The 15,601-nt window shown below is 71.5% G+C and carries 10 protein-coding genes; 3 read left to right on the forward strand and 7 right to left on the reverse strand.

Features of this window, described 5'->3' with window-relative positions:
* Positions 1-378: 378 nt before the first annotated feature.
* On the forward strand, positions 379-2,895 hold the full coding sequence (locus ABH928_RS25000) for a DEAD/DEAH box helicase (protein ID WP_370070241.1): 2,517 nt from the start codon (positions 379-381) through the stop codon (positions 2,893-2,895).
* Between the two features lie 14 nt (positions 2,896-2,909).
* Here the strand turns inward: ABH928_RS25000 and thrS are convergent, their stop codons facing one another.
* The 5 genes from thrS to ABH928_RS25025 all read right to left on the reverse strand — a co-directional run bounded on the left by thrS (position 2,910) and on the right by ABH928_RS25025 (position 10,066).
* Positions 2,910-4,181 (reverse strand): threonine--tRNA ligase, encoded by a 1,272-nt coding sequence (gene thrS / locus ABH928_RS25005; protein ID WP_370070243.1) that lies wholly within the window; start codon positions 4,179-4,181, stop codon positions 2,910-2,912.
* Between the two features lie 101 nt (positions 4,182-4,282).
* Complete coding sequence (locus ABH928_RS25010) at positions 4,283-5,596, reverse strand: lanthionine synthetase LanC family protein (RefSeq protein WP_370070245.1); 1,314 nt, start codon at positions 5,594-5,596, stop codon at positions 4,283-4,285.
* A gap of 40 nt (positions 5,597-5,636) precedes the next feature.
* Complete coding sequence (locus ABH928_RS25015) at positions 5,637-7,112, reverse strand: DUF2079 domain-containing protein (RefSeq protein ID WP_370070247.1); 1,476 nt, start codon at positions 7,110-7,112, stop codon at positions 5,637-5,639.
* Between the two features lie 117 nt (positions 7,113-7,229).
* Complete coding sequence (locus ABH928_RS25020; protein ID WP_370070249.1) at positions 7,230-8,051, reverse strand: trans-aconitate 2-methyltransferase; 822 nt, start codon at positions 8,049-8,051, stop codon at positions 7,230-7,232.
* Complete coding sequence (locus ABH928_RS25025) at positions 8,048-10,066, reverse strand: beta-galactosidase (RefSeq protein WP_370070251.1); 2,019 nt, start codon at positions 10,064-10,066, stop codon at positions 8,048-8,050. The genes ABH928_RS25020 and ABH928_RS25025 overlap by 4 nt, the downstream gene beginning before the upstream one ends.
* A gap of 241 nt (positions 10,067-10,307) precedes the next feature.
* On the opposite strand from ABH928_RS25025, the gene ABH928_RS25030 reads away from it, so the two are divergent.
* On the forward strand, positions 10,308-11,024 hold the full coding sequence (locus ABH928_RS25030) for a response regulator (RefSeq protein WP_370070253.1): 717 nt from the start codon (positions 10,308-10,310) through the stop codon (positions 11,022-11,024).
* Positions 11,021-12,223 (forward strand): sensor histidine kinase, encoded by a 1,203-nt coding sequence (locus ABH928_RS25035; RefSeq protein ID WP_370070255.1) that lies wholly within the window; start codon positions 11,021-11,023, stop codon positions 12,221-12,223. The genes ABH928_RS25030 and ABH928_RS25035 overlap by 4 nt, the downstream gene beginning before the upstream one ends.
* Positions 12,224-12,396: 173 nt before the next feature.
* On the opposite strand, the gene ABH928_RS25040 is transcribed toward ABH928_RS25035, so the two are convergent.
* Both ABH928_RS25040 and ABH928_RS25045 read right to left on the reverse strand, forming a co-directional pair.
* Positions 12,397-14,139: a phosphatidylglycerol lysyltransferase domain-containing protein gene (locus tag ABH928_RS25040; RefSeq protein WP_370070257.1), complete on the reverse strand. Its 1,743-nt coding sequence runs from the start codon at positions 14,137-14,139 to the stop codon at positions 12,397-12,399.
* 206 nt (positions 14,140-14,345) lie between these two features.
* Positions 14,346-15,596, reverse strand: coding sequence for a hypothetical protein (locus ABH928_RS25045; RefSeq protein WP_370070259.1), 1,251 nt, complete (start codon positions 15,594-15,596; stop codon positions 14,346-14,348).
* Positions 15,597-15,601 lie beyond the last annotated feature (5 nt).

Here is a 15,601-nt window from a genome sequence, read left to right on the forward strand (position 1 = left end):
GCCCCTTTGCAGGGGCTCGAAGATCCGAATATTCATACCGCACGGATATGCACTGCGGCAACCATTACTTCGAGCAACGCGGGTAAATACAGACATACGGGTCGGCGAGCTGCGTCGCGGTCGGACCCGGGAGGATTCTGGTGGCATATAGGCCGATTGGCCTCCTCCATTCCACTATCGCCTTCCTTGGGCCAATTTGCTGCGCCCTGGATCCGTCGCCTCGGTTTATGTGAGCGGTTTCGGGTGTTTATCTGAGCGATTTCCACTGGTGGGCCCGGGTGGATGCCGAGTGGCCGTCCCGCGAGGAGGGCACCCACCCGCCACACGCGCACGGGATGGAGGGGACCGACCGGACCCCGGAGCAGGCAGAATGGGCGGGTGACCCTGACTGATCTCATCCCCGCCGCGCCCCAGCCCGACGACCTCTTCACGGCATTCGCCGGGTGGGCCGAGGAGCGCGGGATCACCCTCTACCCCGCCCAGGAAGAGGCGCTGATCGAGATCGTCTCGGGCAACAACGTCATCCTCAACACCCCGACCGGCTCCGGAAAGAGCCTGGTCGCGGCCGGTGCGCACTTCGCCGCGCTGGCGAACGGGCAGCGGACCTTCTACACCGCGCCGATCAAGGCGCTGGTCTCGGAGAAGTTCTTCGACCTGGTCAAGATGTTCGGCACCGAGAAGGTCGGCATGATGACCGGCGACGCGTCGGTCAACCCGACCGCGCCGATCATCTGCTGCACCGCCGAGGTGCTGGCGTCCATCGCGCTGCGCGACGGCACAGAGGCGGACGTCCAGCAGGTCGTCATGGACGAGTTCCACTTCTACGCCGAGCCGGACCGCGGCTGGGCGTGGCAGGTGCCGCTGATCGAGCTGCCGCAGGCGCAGTTCCTGCTGATGTCGGCAACCCTCGGCGACGTGCGCCGGTTCGAGGCGGACCTCAAGCGCCGCACCGGCCGGGACACCACCACCGTCTCCTCGGCGACGCGGCCGGTCCCGCTCTTCTACGAGTACCAGCGCACTCCCATCCACGACACGCTGGAGGACCTGCTCAAGAGCGGTCAGGCGCCGGTCTATGTCGTGCACTTCACCCAGGCGCAGGCCGTGGAGCGCGCGCAGGCGCTGATGAGCATCAACATGTGCACCAAGGCGGAGAAGGACGCCATCGCCGCGCTGATCGGCAACTTCCGCTTCACCACCAAGTTCGGCCGCAACCTGTCGCGCTTCGTCCGCCACGGCATCGGCGTCCACCACGCGGGCATGCTGCCCAAGTACCGGCGCCTGGTGGAGCGGCTGGCGCAGGCCGGTCTGCTCAAGGTCATCTGCGGGACGGACACGCTCGGTGTCGGCGTCAACGTGCCGATCCGTACGGTGCTGTTCACCGCGCTGTCCAAGTACGACGGCCAGCGGGTGCGGATGCTGCGCGCCCGTGAGTTCCACCAGATCGCGGGCCGCGCCGGGCGCGCCGGGTTCGACACCGTGGGTACCGTCGTCGCCCAGGCGCCCGAGCACGTCATCGAGAACGAGCGGGCCGTCGCCAAGGCGGGCGACGACCCGAAGAAGAAGCGCAAGGTGGTCCGGAAGAAGGCCCCCGAGGGCTTCGTCTCCTGGGGCGAGGAGACGTTCACCAAGCTGATCGACGCCGCGCCGGAGCCGCTGGTCTCCCGGTTCAAGGTCAGCCACCTGATGCTGCTGTCCGTCATCAACCGTCCCGGCAACGCCTTCGAGGCGATGCGGCACCTGCTGACCGACAACGACGACGACCCGAAGACCCGTCGCCGCCACATCCGCGAGGCCATCGCCATCTACCGCTCGCTGGAGGCGGGCGGCGTCGTCGAGCGGCTGCCGCACCCCGACGAGACCGGCCGCATCGTCCGGCTGACGGTCGATCTACAGGACGACTTCTCGCTCACCCAGCCGCTCTCCACCTTCGCGCTGGCCGCGTTCGAGCTGCTGGACCCGGCCTCCCCCAGCTACGCGCTGGACGTGCTCTCCGTCGTCGAATCCACGCTGGACGACCCGCGGCAGATCCTGCACGCGCAGGAGAACAAGGCGCGCGGCGAGGCCGTCGCGGAGATGAAGCGCGACGGCGTCGAGTACGAGGAGCGGATGGAGCGGCTCCAGGAGATCTCCTACCCCAAGCCGCTGGAGGAGCTGCTGGAGCACGCGTACGAGGTCTATCGGCGCTCGCACCCCTGGATCAGCGACCACCCGCTGCGCCCGAAGACCGTCGCCCGCGACCTCTACGAGCGCGCGATGACCTTCACCGACTACGTCGGCTTCTACGAACTCCCGCGCACCGAGGGCCTGGTGCTGCGCTACCTGGCCTCCGCGTACAAGGCGGTCGAGCACACCGTCCCTGACCACCTCAAGTCCGAGGACCTGCGCGACCTGATCTCCTGGCTGGGCGAGCTGGTCCGCCAGGTGGACTCCTCGCTCCTCGACGAGTGGGAGCAGCTCGCCAACCCCGAGGACGAGGAGGAGCTGGAGGTGTCGCTGGAGGAGCGGACCGCTCCCGTCACCGCCAACACGCGCGCCTTCCGGGTGCTGGTCCGCAACGCCCTCTTCCGCCGGGTCGAGCTCGCCGCGCTGGAGCACTACGACGCACTGGGCGAGCTCGACGCCGAGGACGGCGGCTGGGACGGCGACCGTTGGGCGGACGCGATGGACGCCTACTGGGACGAGCACGACGACCTGTTCACCGGCCCGAACGCGCGCGGACCGAAGATGCTCCTCATCGACGACGAGTCGGTCCAGGGGGCCTGGCTGGTCCGGCAGATCTTCGACGACCCGGCGGGCGACCACGACTGGGGCATCAGCGCCGAGGTCGACCTGCACTCCTCCGACGAGGAGGGGCGGGCCGTGCTCCGGGTCACCGAGGTCAGCCGCCTGGGCTGACCTGCCGGTCGGCGCTACTCCCACAACTCGACGCGATGCGCGCCGACGAGGGCCCCGATCCGGGCGAGCACCTCGTCGGCGGGCAGCGGGTCGATCCGGCGCCCGTCCCGCAGCCGCAGCGCGACGTGGTCGTCTGCCGCCTCCTTGGCGCCGATCACCGCCTGGTACGGCGCGAGCCGGGCCTCGCGGATCCGCGCGCCGAGGCTGCCGCGCTCCGGCCCGAGCAGCTCCACGCGCAGTCCCGCGTCCAGGCAGCGCGCCTCCAACGCCTCCGCCTGCGGCAGTTGGTCCTCGGCGACCGGCAGCACGGCGACCTGCACCGGCGCCAACCAGGCCGGGAACGCCCCGCCGTGCTGCTCGATCAGGTGCGCCACCGCCCGCTCGACGCTGCCGATGATCGCCCGGTGCACCATCACCGGGCGGTGCTTGGCCCCGTCCGCGCCGACATAGTGCAGGTCGAACCGCTCGGGCTGGTGGAAGTCCACCTGGACGGTGGAGAGGGTCGCCTCGCGGCCCGCGTTGTCGACGACCTGGACGTCGATCTTCGGGCCGTAGAAGGCGGCCTCGCCCTCGGCCTCCTCGTACGGGAGCCCGGAGCGGTCCAGCACCTCGCGCAGCAGCGCGGTCGACCGCTCCCACAACTCGGGCGCGGCCACGTACTTGCCGCCGGGGCCGGGCAGGGACAGCCGGTAGCGGCTCGGGGTGATGCCGAGTGCGGCATACGCGCGGCGGATCAGCTCCAGTGCGGCGGCGGCCTCGTCGGCGACCTGGTCCGGGGTGCAGAAGACGTGCCCGTCGTTGAGCTGGATCGCCCGCACCCGGGTCAGCCCGCGCAGCACCCCGGTCCGCTCGGACCGGAACATCGCCCCCAACTCGGCCAGCCGCAGCGGCAGTTCCCGGTAACTGCGGGAGCGGGACCCGAACATCAGCGCATGGTGCGGACAGAGACTCGGCCGCAGCACCAACTGCTCCTCGCCGTGCTGCCCGCCCAGCTCCATGGGCGCGAACATGTCGTCGCGGTAGTGCTGCCAGTGGCCGGAGATCTCGTACAACTCCCGCTTGCCCAGCACCGGCGAGTAGACGTGCCGGTACCCGGCCCGCCGCTCCACCTCGCGGATGTACTCCTCCAGGCTGTGCCGCACCGCCGCGCCGCCGGGCAGCCAGTACGGCAGCCCCGCCCCGATCAGCGGGTCGCTGTCGAACAGCCCGAGCTCACGCCCGAGCCGCCGGTGGTCGTGCTGGTGCAGCTGGTTCTCGTGCTGGTCGTTCGCGTCGTGCTCGCGCATCGCGCTCTCCTGATTCACGGGAGGAGCGAGTGCCCGGAACGCGCGAACGAACGCCGAAGCCCCGGGGCACTCGCCCCGGGGCTTCGGACTGACAGCGAAGATCAGCGCGCCGGGACGTGGTCCGGCGTCGTCGTCACGACTGCTGCAGCGCGCTTCATGCCTCCCACAGTAACGGAGGACTGGTCGGGCAAGGCAACTGAATATCCGGGGTCGTCGCCCCGCGAGAGCCGGACGAAGCGCAGCAACTCCCGCACGATCCCCGCGTTTCCCATCGCCCAGCCGTACTCCGGCTCCAGCAGACTCGGGTTCCGCCGGTGCTCGACGTTGGACCAGCGCGCGCCCGCGCCGTCGACCGTCGCCCGCCGGGCGAGATCGGTGACCAGCACGTCCGCGAACTCCGCGGCTTCCGCCCCGCCGCTCTCCGCCATCAGGTCGCAGGCCAACGCCAGGACCCCGGCGGTGCCGCAACAACGGCCGCTGTTGTCCCAGAAGCCGGGCCGGAGCCGGCGGGGCAGTCCCGAGTGGATGACGGTGTACCAGCAACGGTCGACCAGCGCCTGCCAGCCTCCGCCCGGGTCGACATCGCGCAGGATCCGGAACACCTGAGCGTCTCCCGCCGGGCCGTGGCACCAACCGAAGCTGTAGCGCTCGATCTTCTCCGGCGACGCCTGCGGATCGGAGTGCGGCACCAGGAACCCCCACGGCCCCGCCTCGTCACGCGCCACCACATCCGCCGCGCCCGCGCGGGCCAGCTCGACAAGGTCATCCCCCCCCGCCGCCCGACCGACCAAGGCCAGCGCGGCGACGATGCCCAACGTGCCGTGCGAGACGTGGTGCAGCCGTGACCCGGCCTCCCGGCGCTGCTCCCACTGGAGGCCGTACGTGGTCGGCTCGGCAGTCCGTGTATACGGCTCGACGGCGAGGAGTGCCAGTTCCTGGTCGCCGAGGGCCAGCGCACTCAGGGCGATCCCGGCGTTGCCGCTGAGCAGTTCGAGATACCGGCCCCAGCGGGTGCCGTCGAAGCCGGCACGGACCCGGTCCAGCGCGTGCCGCGCGGCGGCCGTGGACGCGGGATCGTCCAGTCGCTCGCCCACCGCGTGCAGGGCGAAGGCCATGCCGCTCAGGCCGAAGTGCAGACCGTGCAGCTCCCAGTCCGACGTCGCCGCCGCGATGCTGCGCGCGGCCCTCAGCGCGGCGTCGCCGTAAGAGCTGTCGCCGAAGTGCCGGTAAGCCTCGAGCAGCGCGACGACGATCCCGGAAGTCCCGCTGTAGAGGACCGGGTTGGGCTCCCTGTCGCTCGGCCGGGTGGTCCAGTGAAGCGTGCCGTCCCCGCCGTGCCGGGCGCTGCTCAGCAGCCAGGCGAGGCCCGCCTCAGCCAAGCGCTCCGGGTCCTGCGCACTGTCGGCCACCTTCATGCCCCTCCCCTTCACGCCCCCGGTCATGCCCCCGCCTTCGTCAGCGCCGCAGCAGGGTCACCCCGTCGTTGCTCCCCACCACCCGGTACCCGCGTGCCTCGTAGCCATGCAGGGCGGCGATCGCCGCCGCCGCGGAGCAGGGGGCCACCGCCTTGGAGTCCTTGGCGTCGACGACGACCCACTCCGGCGTGACGCCCTGGGCGGCGTCGAGGCAGGCCAGGGTGACCGTGTCGCGGGAGACGAGCTGCGCCGCCAGGCGGTTGCCCGCGCCGACGGTCGTGCCGGGCGGGATGCGGTGCAACAGGCGGTCGGCGGCGCGGACATGGGCGGTGGTGGTCCACTCGCCGCGGTGGGTCAGGTCCCAGAGCGGAAAGCACGGCAGCGTCGCCATGCTGAAGGCGGCGCTGAAGGCCAGCCCGCCGCGCACCACGCGCGGCGACAACCGGCCCCGGTCCAGCGCGTCGACGAGCGCCCCGAAGACGGTCGGCATCAGCACGGCGCTGTAGTGGTAGTGGAAGCCCCAGTAGTGCGCATTGCCGGAGGCGAAGCGCCACAGCAGCGTCGGCGCGCAGAGCAGTGCCAGCGGCGAGCGCAGCGCCAGGAACCCGGTCGGGGCGAGCAGCAACAGCACGGTCGCCCACTTGACGCCGGGCCAGGGCAGGTGGAGTAGCAGGCCGAACAGCGAACCGCCGCCGCCCGCCTGGGTGATGCCGCCGGTGGTGGCCGTGCCGCCGCCGACGATCTGCTGCCAGTAGTCGAAGCCGCCATGGGCGTTGAAGGCCGGGAGCACCAGCAGCACCTCCGCGCAGGTGCCGAGCGCCCCGGCGGCGGTGAGCCAGAGCCCCAGCCGACGCGGGCCGCGCAGCGCGACGAAGACGCCGATGGCGGCGACGGTCAGCCCCTGGTCCTCCTTGACCAGCAGGAGCGGCAGTGCCCACAACGCGGCAGCCCCCCACCGCCGTTCGCCCAGCGCCCGCACGGCGTACGCGATCAGCGGCACGGCGAAGGCGATCTCGTGGAAGTCGAAGTCGGCGGCCTGGACGATCCCCCAGGACACGCCCACCCCGCCGCCGACCACGGCGGCAGCGACGGGTCCGCGTACCCGCAGCGCCCATCCGGCCAGCGGCACGATCGCCAGCGCCAGCAGCACGCTCTGCGCCACCAGCAGCGTCACCGGGCTGGGGAACACCCGGTACAACGGCGCCAACACCGCGACCACCGGGCTGAAGTGGTCCCCGAGCTCGTCGAACCCGGTGCCCTTGAGCGGCACCATGGGCGCCTGGAAGTGCGCGTAGGCGCGGACCGTCTGCTCGAAGATGCCGAGGTCGTACCCGGCCGTCTGCTGTTGCTGGTGCCGACGGACGGCGAGCAGCGTGTAGAGGACGGCGAAGAGCGCCGCCGTCCCCCACGTCCACAGCCACGCGGGGACCCGCGCACGCGTGCGGGCAGGGTCGGGCGACGTGACCGCCGGGCGCGTGCGCTGCGCCGCGACGGCTGCGATCTCAGTCGTACCCACGCGCTCTGTCCCGCCCCGTCCGTCTGCAAACCAGTCCACCATAGAGCGGGCTCGGTGCAAGGAACGTGAGGCGAGGCCGACTCGTCCGAGGGACGACTAGACCACGCGTGCCAGGAACTAGACCGCCCGTGCCAGGAACAGGTCGGTGAACGAGGCCGCCTCCAGGCCGCCGCCGTTGGCGTCCAGCAACGCACGCACCGCGTCGAGCAGTTCCGCCCGGTCGGCCGGGGCCAGGATCTGCGTGCCGGAGTGGGTGGACAGCCGCTCCACCCACTGGTCGCTGGTGTGCCAGGAGACACCGTTGCGGAAGCGGACCGAGCGCTGGTCGGTGAAGCGCGCGTCCTCGCGGAACTCGAACCCCGCCCAGTCGTTGTCGGCCGTCGCCTCGATCTCGCCCGCGAACTCGGCGGCCCAGCCCGCGACATGGCGCATGCCCATGTCCCAGCGGTCGTCGAGGGCGGTCATCCGCTCGGCGAGGTCGCGGTCGACGATGCCGGTCAGGTTCCAGAACAGCGCGACCGCGCCGCCCGGGGCCAGTGCGCGGTGGACGTGATCCCGGCGGGTCTCCCGGTCGAGCCAGTGCCAGGACTGGGCCGCGTAGACCAGGCCCGCACCGTGGTCCTGCGGCGCGGCGTCCTCGAAGCGGCCGATCCGCACCTCGACGCCGGGGCCGTCCACACCGGGGAGGGCGGCCGTGTTGCGCCGCAGCACCTCCGCCATTCGCGGGTCGGGCTCGACGGCGAGCACCGGCACGCCCCGTCCGGCGAAGGCGACGGTCGCCTTGCCCGTCCCCGCGCCGATCTCCACCGCACGGCGGTCTGCGGAAACGGAGCCCGCGAACTCCAGCACCGTGTCGATCAGCGTGTCCGGATAGTTGGGCCTGGCCGCGTCGTACGTCTCCGCCGTCGTGCCGAAGACCGTGCTGCGCTCGACCGTCATACAGCTCCTCCTGCGATGTTCGATGCGATGTCCAGTACCTCCACCGCGCCGCCCGGCACGGTGACGTGTCCCCCGCCCGGAGCCGGGACGGCGACCTCCGTGTCGGCGTGGTTGATCACGAACTCCCAGCCGCGCCCGTCCTCCGCCACGCGCCGGACCCGCTCGACGCCGTCCGGCAGCCCGCTCGGCGTCCGGACGCCCGCGTCGGCCAGCGCGGCGCGCAGCACCGCGTCGAGGGTGCCGGGGTCGGGCGCGGTCGCCACGTACCAGGCCGTGCCCTCGCCGTAGGCGTGCCGGGTGACAGCGGGACGACCAGCGGCCGGGCCGTCGGCGTGCTGCAGCACGGCAGAGGCGCCGGTCAGCGTCAGGTCCTCGGCCCAGCGACCGGCCGTCCCGGGCGCTGCGGCGGCGCCGTCCAGCCGGGGCGGCGCGACCAGCTTGGTCCGCTCGTCCTTGCGCAGCGGCAGGAACTCCTCGCTCCGCACCCCCAGCACGTCGCGCAGCGCGCCCGGGTAGCCGCCCAGGTGGACCGCGTCGTTCTCGTCGACGATCCCGGTGAAGTAGCTGGTCAGCAGCGTGCCGCCGGAGCGGACCCAGGAGCGCAGCTGCTCGGCCCAGGCGGTCGGCGTGACGTACATCGACGGCGCGACGACCAGCCGGTAGCCGCTCAGGTCGGCCGTCGGGTGGACGAAGTCGACGGTCACCCCGGCGCGCCAGAGCCGCTCGTAGTAGGCGTCGATCCGTTCGCGGAAGCTGAGCTCGACGCTGGGCCGGTACTCCAGGTCCAGCGCCCAGAGCGACTCCCAGTCCCAGACGATCGCCGCCTCCGCCCGCACCCGGCTGCCGCACACCGGCGCGAGCTGCTGCAACCGGGTGCCGAGGTCGACGACCTCGCGCCAGATCCGGGTGTCGGTACCCGCGTGCGGGACCATGGCCGAGTGGTACTTCTCGGCCCCCGCGCGGGAGGCGCGCCACTGGAAGAACATCACCCCGTCCGCGCCCCGCGCCACGTGCGCCAGGCTGTTGCGGGCCATCTCGCCCGGCCGCTTGGCGATGTTGCGCTGCTGCCAGTTGACCGCCGAGGTGGAGTGCTCCATCAGCAGCCACGGCGCGCCGCCCGCCAGCGAGCGGGTCAGGTCGGCGGAGAGCGCCAGCCCGATCTGGTTGTCCGCGCGCTCGGCGGACGTGTAGTGGTCGGTCGCGACGACGTCGACCTCACGCGCCCAGGCCCACAGGTCCAGGTTGTCGGTGAGCCCGGCCATGAAGTTGGTGGTGATCGGCACGTCCGGATCGGCGGCCCGGACGATGTCCCGCTCGGCCCGGTAGCGCGCCAGCAGCGCGTCGGAGGAGAACCGGCGGAAGTCCAGCTGCTGGGTCGGGTTGACCGCGCTGGGCGCGGCGCGCGGCGCGTCGACCTCCTCGAACGAGCCGTAGCGCTGTCCCCAGAACGACGTGCCCCACGCCTCGTTGAGCGCGTCCACGGTCTTGTAGCGGTCGGTCAGCCACTCCTGGAACGCGGCGGCGCTGCGCTCGCAGTAGCAGCGCGCGACATGGCAGCCGTACTCGTTGTGGATGTGCCAGAGCACCACCGCCGGGTGACCGGCGTAGCGGGCGGCCAGCTCGCGGGTGATCCGCGCGCACGCCTCGGCGTACGCGGGCGAGCTCGGGCAGTAGGTCTGCCGGGCCCCGTAGCCGAGTACCCGCCCGTCGGCGGTGACCGGGCGGTCGTCCGGGTGGGCACGCTGGAACCAGGCGGGCGGCGCGGCGGTGGGCGTGGCCAGGTCCACGGCGATCCCGCCCGCGTGCAGGCCGTCGATCACCCGGTCCAGCCAGCCGAAGTCGAACTCGCCGGGCCGTGGCTCCAGCCGGGCCCAGGAGAAGATGCCGAGACTGACCAGGTTCACCCCGGCCTGGCGCATCAGCGCGACGTCCTCGGCCCACACCTCCTCGGGCCACTGCTCCGGGTTGTAGTCGCCGCCGTAGGCGATGCCGCCCAGACGCAGCCGCTGTGCCATGGATCACTCCTCGTCCGGTGCCGTCCGTGGAACCACTGTGGCCGTGCGCAGCCTCTCCCGTTCGACGCTCCTTCGGCAAGACCCCACACGGGTGCGAAGCCTCGTAGGCTCTTACGAAGGACACGCGATGCAGGACACGCGTAGCGAGCCTCGCGCAGAGAACCTCGCCTAGCGAACCTCACGCACGGAACCTGCAGCGAACGCCACCGAAAACCCGCACGGAAGATTGAAGGACCGCCCTGTGATCCCTGTGGTCATCGTCGACGACGAGACTCTCGTCCGCTCCGGCCTGAGCCTGATCGTCGGCTCGGCCCCGGACATCGAGGTCGTGGCCACCTGCGGCGGCGGCGACGCGGTGGCGACCGTGGCCCGGACGCGCCCGCAGGTGGTGCTGCTGGACGTGCGGATGCCCGACGTCGACGGCCTGACCGTGCTGCGCGGGCTGATGGAGCTGCCCGAGCCCCCGGCCGTGGCGATGCTGACCACCTTCGACACCGACGAGTACATCGGCACCGCGCTGCGCGGTGGCGCGGGCGGCTTCCTGCTCAAGGACACCGACCCGGAGCAGCTGGTCCACGCGGTCCGGGTGCTCGCCGCGGGCGGGCGGATCCTCTCCCCGACGGTGACCGACACGGTGATCGCCGGCTACCTCGACTCCGGCCCCGACAAGCAGACCGCTGCCCGGCTCGCCACCATGACCACCCGCGAGCTGGACGTGCTGGCGCTGCTGGGCGAGGGACTCTCCAACGCGGACATCGCGGCCCGGCTCTTCCTGAGCACCGGCACGGTCAAGGACCACATCAGCGCGATCCTGGCCAAGCTCGGTACCTCCAACCGGGTCCAGGCCGCGGTCTTCGCCCACCAGGCCGGTCTGCTCGCCGGGGACCACCAGTCTCCGGGCCAGACTCCGGGGCAGTCATCGGGCCAGACTCCCGGCTCCGGCAGGACCGAGAAGTGAGCTCCCTCGGCACGGCAGCCGCGCCGTCCGCGCTCAGGCGTCCCTGGTACCTCTCGCCGTGGGTGACCGTCCCCACCCCGGCACTGCTCGCGACGGTCGAGGCGTTCCTCGCCAACGACCTGGGTTCGACGGTCCAGATGACGACCTCGCTGCTGGCCGCCGCCGCGCTGCTGCTGCGCAGGCGCTGGCCGGTGTGGGTGCTGCTGGCGACGCTGCCGGGCCTCCAACTCAGCTACATCTGGCTGGCGCCGATGATCGCCGTCTACTCGGTCGCGGTGAAGTACTCGGTCGCGGTGAAGCACCGCAACCGCTGGCTGGTGGGCTACTGCGCGCTCCTGGTCTCGCTGGCGCAGTTCCTGCCGTGGCCCTGGTCCGACAACCTCCCCGGTTGGGACCGGACGACCGCGCTGGCCGTGATGTACGCGCTGCTGACCGGCGGCGCACCACTGGCCCTCGGCATGCTGGTCACCACCCGCCGGGAACTCGCCGTCCGCCTCGACGAGCTGACGCGTGGTCAGGCGCGCGAGCGGGACCTGCTGGCGCAGAGCGTGCTCTCCACGGAGCGGGCACGGCTCGCCCGGGAGATGCACGACGTGGTCTCGCACCAGGTCAGCCTGATCTCCATCCAAGCCGGCGCGCTGCAGATCCGCGCGGAGGACCCGGACGCGACCCGCGACACCGCCCGGACGATCCGTCAGCTCTCGGTCAAGACGCTGGAGGAGCTCCGCCAGATGGTCGGCGTCCTGCGGGCGGCCGGGGCGGGCCGCGAGGCACAGCAGCTCACCCCGCAGCCGACGCTGGCCGACCTCCCCCGTCTGGTCACCGGCTCGGGCCTGTCGGCGACGCTGGAGTGCGCGGTCACCGACGGCACGGTCCCCGAGCCGGTCGCACGAGCGGCGTACCGCACCGTCCAGGAGGCGCTGACGAACGTGCGGAAGCACGCCCCCGGCTCCACGGTCACCGTCCACGTCGCCCACGCGGAGCACGCGCACGGCGCGTTGCATGTGACGGTCACCAACGGCCCACGCGGGGAAGGCGCCGAGCCGTTGCTGCTGCCCAGCGGCGGCCACGGCCTGATCGGCCTGCGGGAACGCGCGCAGCAGTTGGGCGGAGTCCTCTTCGCGGAGCCCAGCCCGGACGGCGGCTTCACCGTGCAGGCCCGGTTCCCGACCGAGCGGCTGAGCCCCGCTGACACCTGAGGGGCGCGGGGCTCTGCTGATGTGCGGCTCCGCCGCGTGGGCGCGACAAGCCACCCACGAAGGTAGAGCCCCGAACGCGCAGGGCCATCCGCTCATCGGTGGTGACTCGCGCGCGCAGTTGATCGAGCAGAGCCCCGCGCCCCTGGTAGTGCAACTTCCCGCCGAAGCAAAGGCTAAGCCACGTGCTCCAGTTCACGCTCGTGCGTGGCCTGCGCCGTAGCAACACCCCGCCGACGCCCGCGCAGCAACGCGGGAAGCCGCGGCTGCGCGATGAAGCCCTCGACGCACGCGTTCGCCAGCGCGATCCGCGGAAGGTCGCGGCTGCGCTCGAACAGCACGTAGCGCGGCTCCCACTGCGGCCGGTACTTCGCGTTCGCCCGGTAGAGCGACTCGATCTGCCACCAGCGCGAGAAGAAGACCAGCACCGAGCGCCACGCCCGCAGGAAAGGTCCGGCACCCAACCTGCTTCCCCGCTCGAAGACCGCGCGGAAGACCGCGAAGTTCAGCGAGACCCGCTCGACCCCCACCTCCCGCGCGCGCTGGATCAGTTCGATGACCATGAACTCCATCAGCCCGTTGTCGGAGTCCCGGTCACGGCGCATCAGGTCCAGGGAGAGGCCGTGCTCGCCCCACGGGACGAAGCTGAGCAACGCCTTGAGCTCGCCCTCGCCGTCGCGGCACTCCAGCATGACGCACCGGCCGTCGTCCGGGTCGCCGAGCCGGCCCAGCGCCATGGACCAGCCGCGTTCCGTCGCGCCGTCGCGCCACTGGTCGGCGTGGTGGAGCATGGTCTCCATCTCCGCCTCGCCGATGTCCCCGTGGCGGCGGACGGCGACCGTGTAACCCGCCCGCGCGACGCGCTTGTGCGCCTGGCGGACGCCGCGCATCGCGCGGCCCTCCAGGCTGAACTCGGCGATCTCGACGATCGCCTCGTCGCCCAGCTCCAGCGCGTCCAGGCCGTGGCGGGCGTAGACGACGCCGCCCTCCTCGCTCGCGCCGGTGACCGCCGGGACCCAGGCGTGTTCGCGGGCCTGCTCCAGCCACTTCTCGATCGCGCCCGGCCAGGCCTCGACGTCGCCGATCGGGTCGCCGGAGGCCAGCGAGACGCCGCCGACGACGCGGTAGGTCACCGCGGCCTTGCCGCTCGGCGAGAAGATCACCGACTTGTCGCGCCGCAGCGCGAAGTAGCCGAGGGAGTCGCGGGCGCCGTGCTTGACCAGCAGCTCGCGCAGCCGCGTCTCGTCCTCGTGGCTGAGGTACTCCTTGCCCTTGGGGGCGCGGAAGAGCGCGTAGGTGACCAGCAGCAGCACGCCCACGCAGAGCACGTTGATCGTGACGTCGATCGCGCGCGGCATGCTGACCTCGAAGTACTGCGAGCCGTCCGCACCCAGCGTGATGGCGCGCAGCACCACGTACTCGGCGCGGTCGCCGATCGACGCCGCGCGTCCGGCCGTGGTGAGGCTGAGCAGGCCGGTGCCGACGAGCAGGGTGACCACGCCGCCGCCGATCAGCGTCCAGACGGCCAGCTTGGGGTTGGTCGCGTCGCCCTTGGCCTGGAACTCGGCGCGGCCGAGCAGCAGCGCGCCGACGAAGACGACCAGGACGGCCAGCGTGCCCCAGTTGAACCAGTGGTGGTCCACGCCGGGATGCTCCAGCAGCGCCAGCACGACCCCGGTCAGCAGCAGGCCGGAGAGGACCAGGTTGGCGATCCAGGCGGCGCGCTTGTGACGGTTCATCATGACCGCCATCAGCACCGCGAACGCGGCCGAGCTGAAGCCCGCAGTCAGCAGGTACGGGGTGTAGAGGTCACCGTGGTTGTGGTGCCGGACCTGCTCACGGAAGCTCAGCGAGACGGCGGCGAAGAGGTTCAGGCAGGCGACGATCCGCAGGTACCAGACGGCGGTGCGAGCGCTCACACGCTGCACCCGGGGTGCGGCGGCTCGGGAGATCAAGGCGGGCTCCGGGTTTCCGGGTGGGAGAAAGACGGTCGAGCGACCACTATCAGGATTCCGTAAGGATGCGTTCGACACGTCACCCCGAGGTGCAGTCCGGCCCCCCGCCGATCGGCGGGGGGCCGGTGACAATCGGCGGACGACCGCCGACCGGAACAGATCAGCGCAGCTCAGACTGGCTGCGGGGTGGTGTACTCGCGCCAGTCGGCAGGCTTCTGGCCGACGTTGAGCGTACGAAGTTTGGCCAGAACCGCCGGGTCCTGCGCCTCCAGCCAGGCGACGAGCTGCCGGAAGGAGACGAGCCGGACGTCGGGCTTGCCCGCGATGTCGCGCAGGGCCTGCTCGACGGACTTCATGTAGATGCCGCCGTTCCAGCTCTCGAAGTGGTTGCCGATGAAGAACGGCGCCCGGTTGGTGGTGTACGCCCGGTTGAAGCCCGCCATGTAGGAGAGGTACGACTGCTGCTGCCAGTACGGACGCTTGGACGGATCACCGTTGGGCGTGCCGCCGGTCTGGTTGGCCAGCATGTTGTAGTCCATCGACAGCACCTGGAAGCTGTGCCCGGGGAACGGGATCGACTGCAGCGGGAAGTTCCACAACCCCTGCGCCGTCTTGCCCGGCCACATCTGCAGCCCACCCGGCGAACTCGCGTCGTACTTCCACCCCATGTCCGCGACCGTCGGCAGCAGCTGGTTCTGCCCCAGCAGACAGGGCGTCCGGCCGCCGATCAGCTCCTTGCGGTAGTCGAACGGCAACGGCTCCATGTCCGTGTACCCGGTGTTGGTCTTCCACTTCTCGACGAAGCCGATGGCCTGCTCCAGCTCGCTGCGCCACTGCGCCGGGGTCCAGGTGCCGACACCGGTGGTGGCACTGCAGAAGTGGCCGTTGAAGTGGGTGCCGATCTCGTGGCCCTCCAGCCACGCCCCCCGCACCTGGTCCAGCGTCATCTTCACGTGGTCGTCGGCCAGGTAGCCGATGTCCGACGCGCCCGGCCGGTGGCCCGGCGGCAGGTAGAGGTCCTTCTTGCCCTCCGGCAGCACGTAGATCCCGGAGAGGAAGAACGACATCGTCGCCTTCACCTCCTGCGCCACTCCACGGAAGTGCGAGAACAGCTTCTTGCTGTCCTCACCCGCACCGTCCCAACTGAAGACCACGAACTGCGGCGGACGCTGGCCCGGCTGCAACTTTTCCGGCACCGGCTGGAACGGCTGCGGACCCGTGTCCGCCATCGAACCGTCACCGATCAAGGTCACCGGTCGCGCGCTCGCCGTAGGAGAGGAACTGGAGCCACCGACCGGCTGGCCGTCGCCGCTTCCCCCACCGCGATTCGCACTGCCGGAACCTCCGCACGCGGACACTCCCAGGGCAGTCGCGACCGCGACTCCCCCCGCGAGAACGTTCCGACGCGTGATGGCTCCCATAGCGA

The sequence above is a fragment of the Streptacidiphilus sp. MAP5-3 genome, assembly GCF_041262505.1.
Lineage (GTDB): Bacteria > Actinomycetota > Actinomycetes > Streptomycetales > Streptomycetaceae > Streptacidiphilus.

Excerpts from the sequence above, each read along its gene's own strand:
- ABH928_RS25010 (WP_370070245.1), bottom strand. The coding sequence starts at position 5,596 with ATGAAGGTGGCCGACAGTGCGCAGGACCCGGAGCGCTTGGCTGAGGCG.
- ABH928_RS25025 (WP_370070251.1), bottom strand. The coding sequence starts at position 10,066 with ATGGCACAGCGGCTGCGTCTGGGCGGCATCGCCTACGGCGGCGACTAC.
- ABH928_RS25045 (WP_370070259.1), bottom strand. The coding sequence starts at position 15,596 with ATGGGAGCCATCACGCGTCGGAACGTTCTCGCGGGGGGAGTCGCGGTC.
- ABH928_RS25020 (WP_370070249.1), bottom strand. The coding sequence starts at position 8,051 with ATGACGGTCGAGCGCAGCACGGTCTTCGGCACGACGGCGGAGACGTAC.
- thrS (WP_370070243.1), bottom strand. The coding sequence starts at position 4,181 with ATGCGCGAGCACGACGCGAACGACCAGCACGAGAACCAGCTGCACCAG.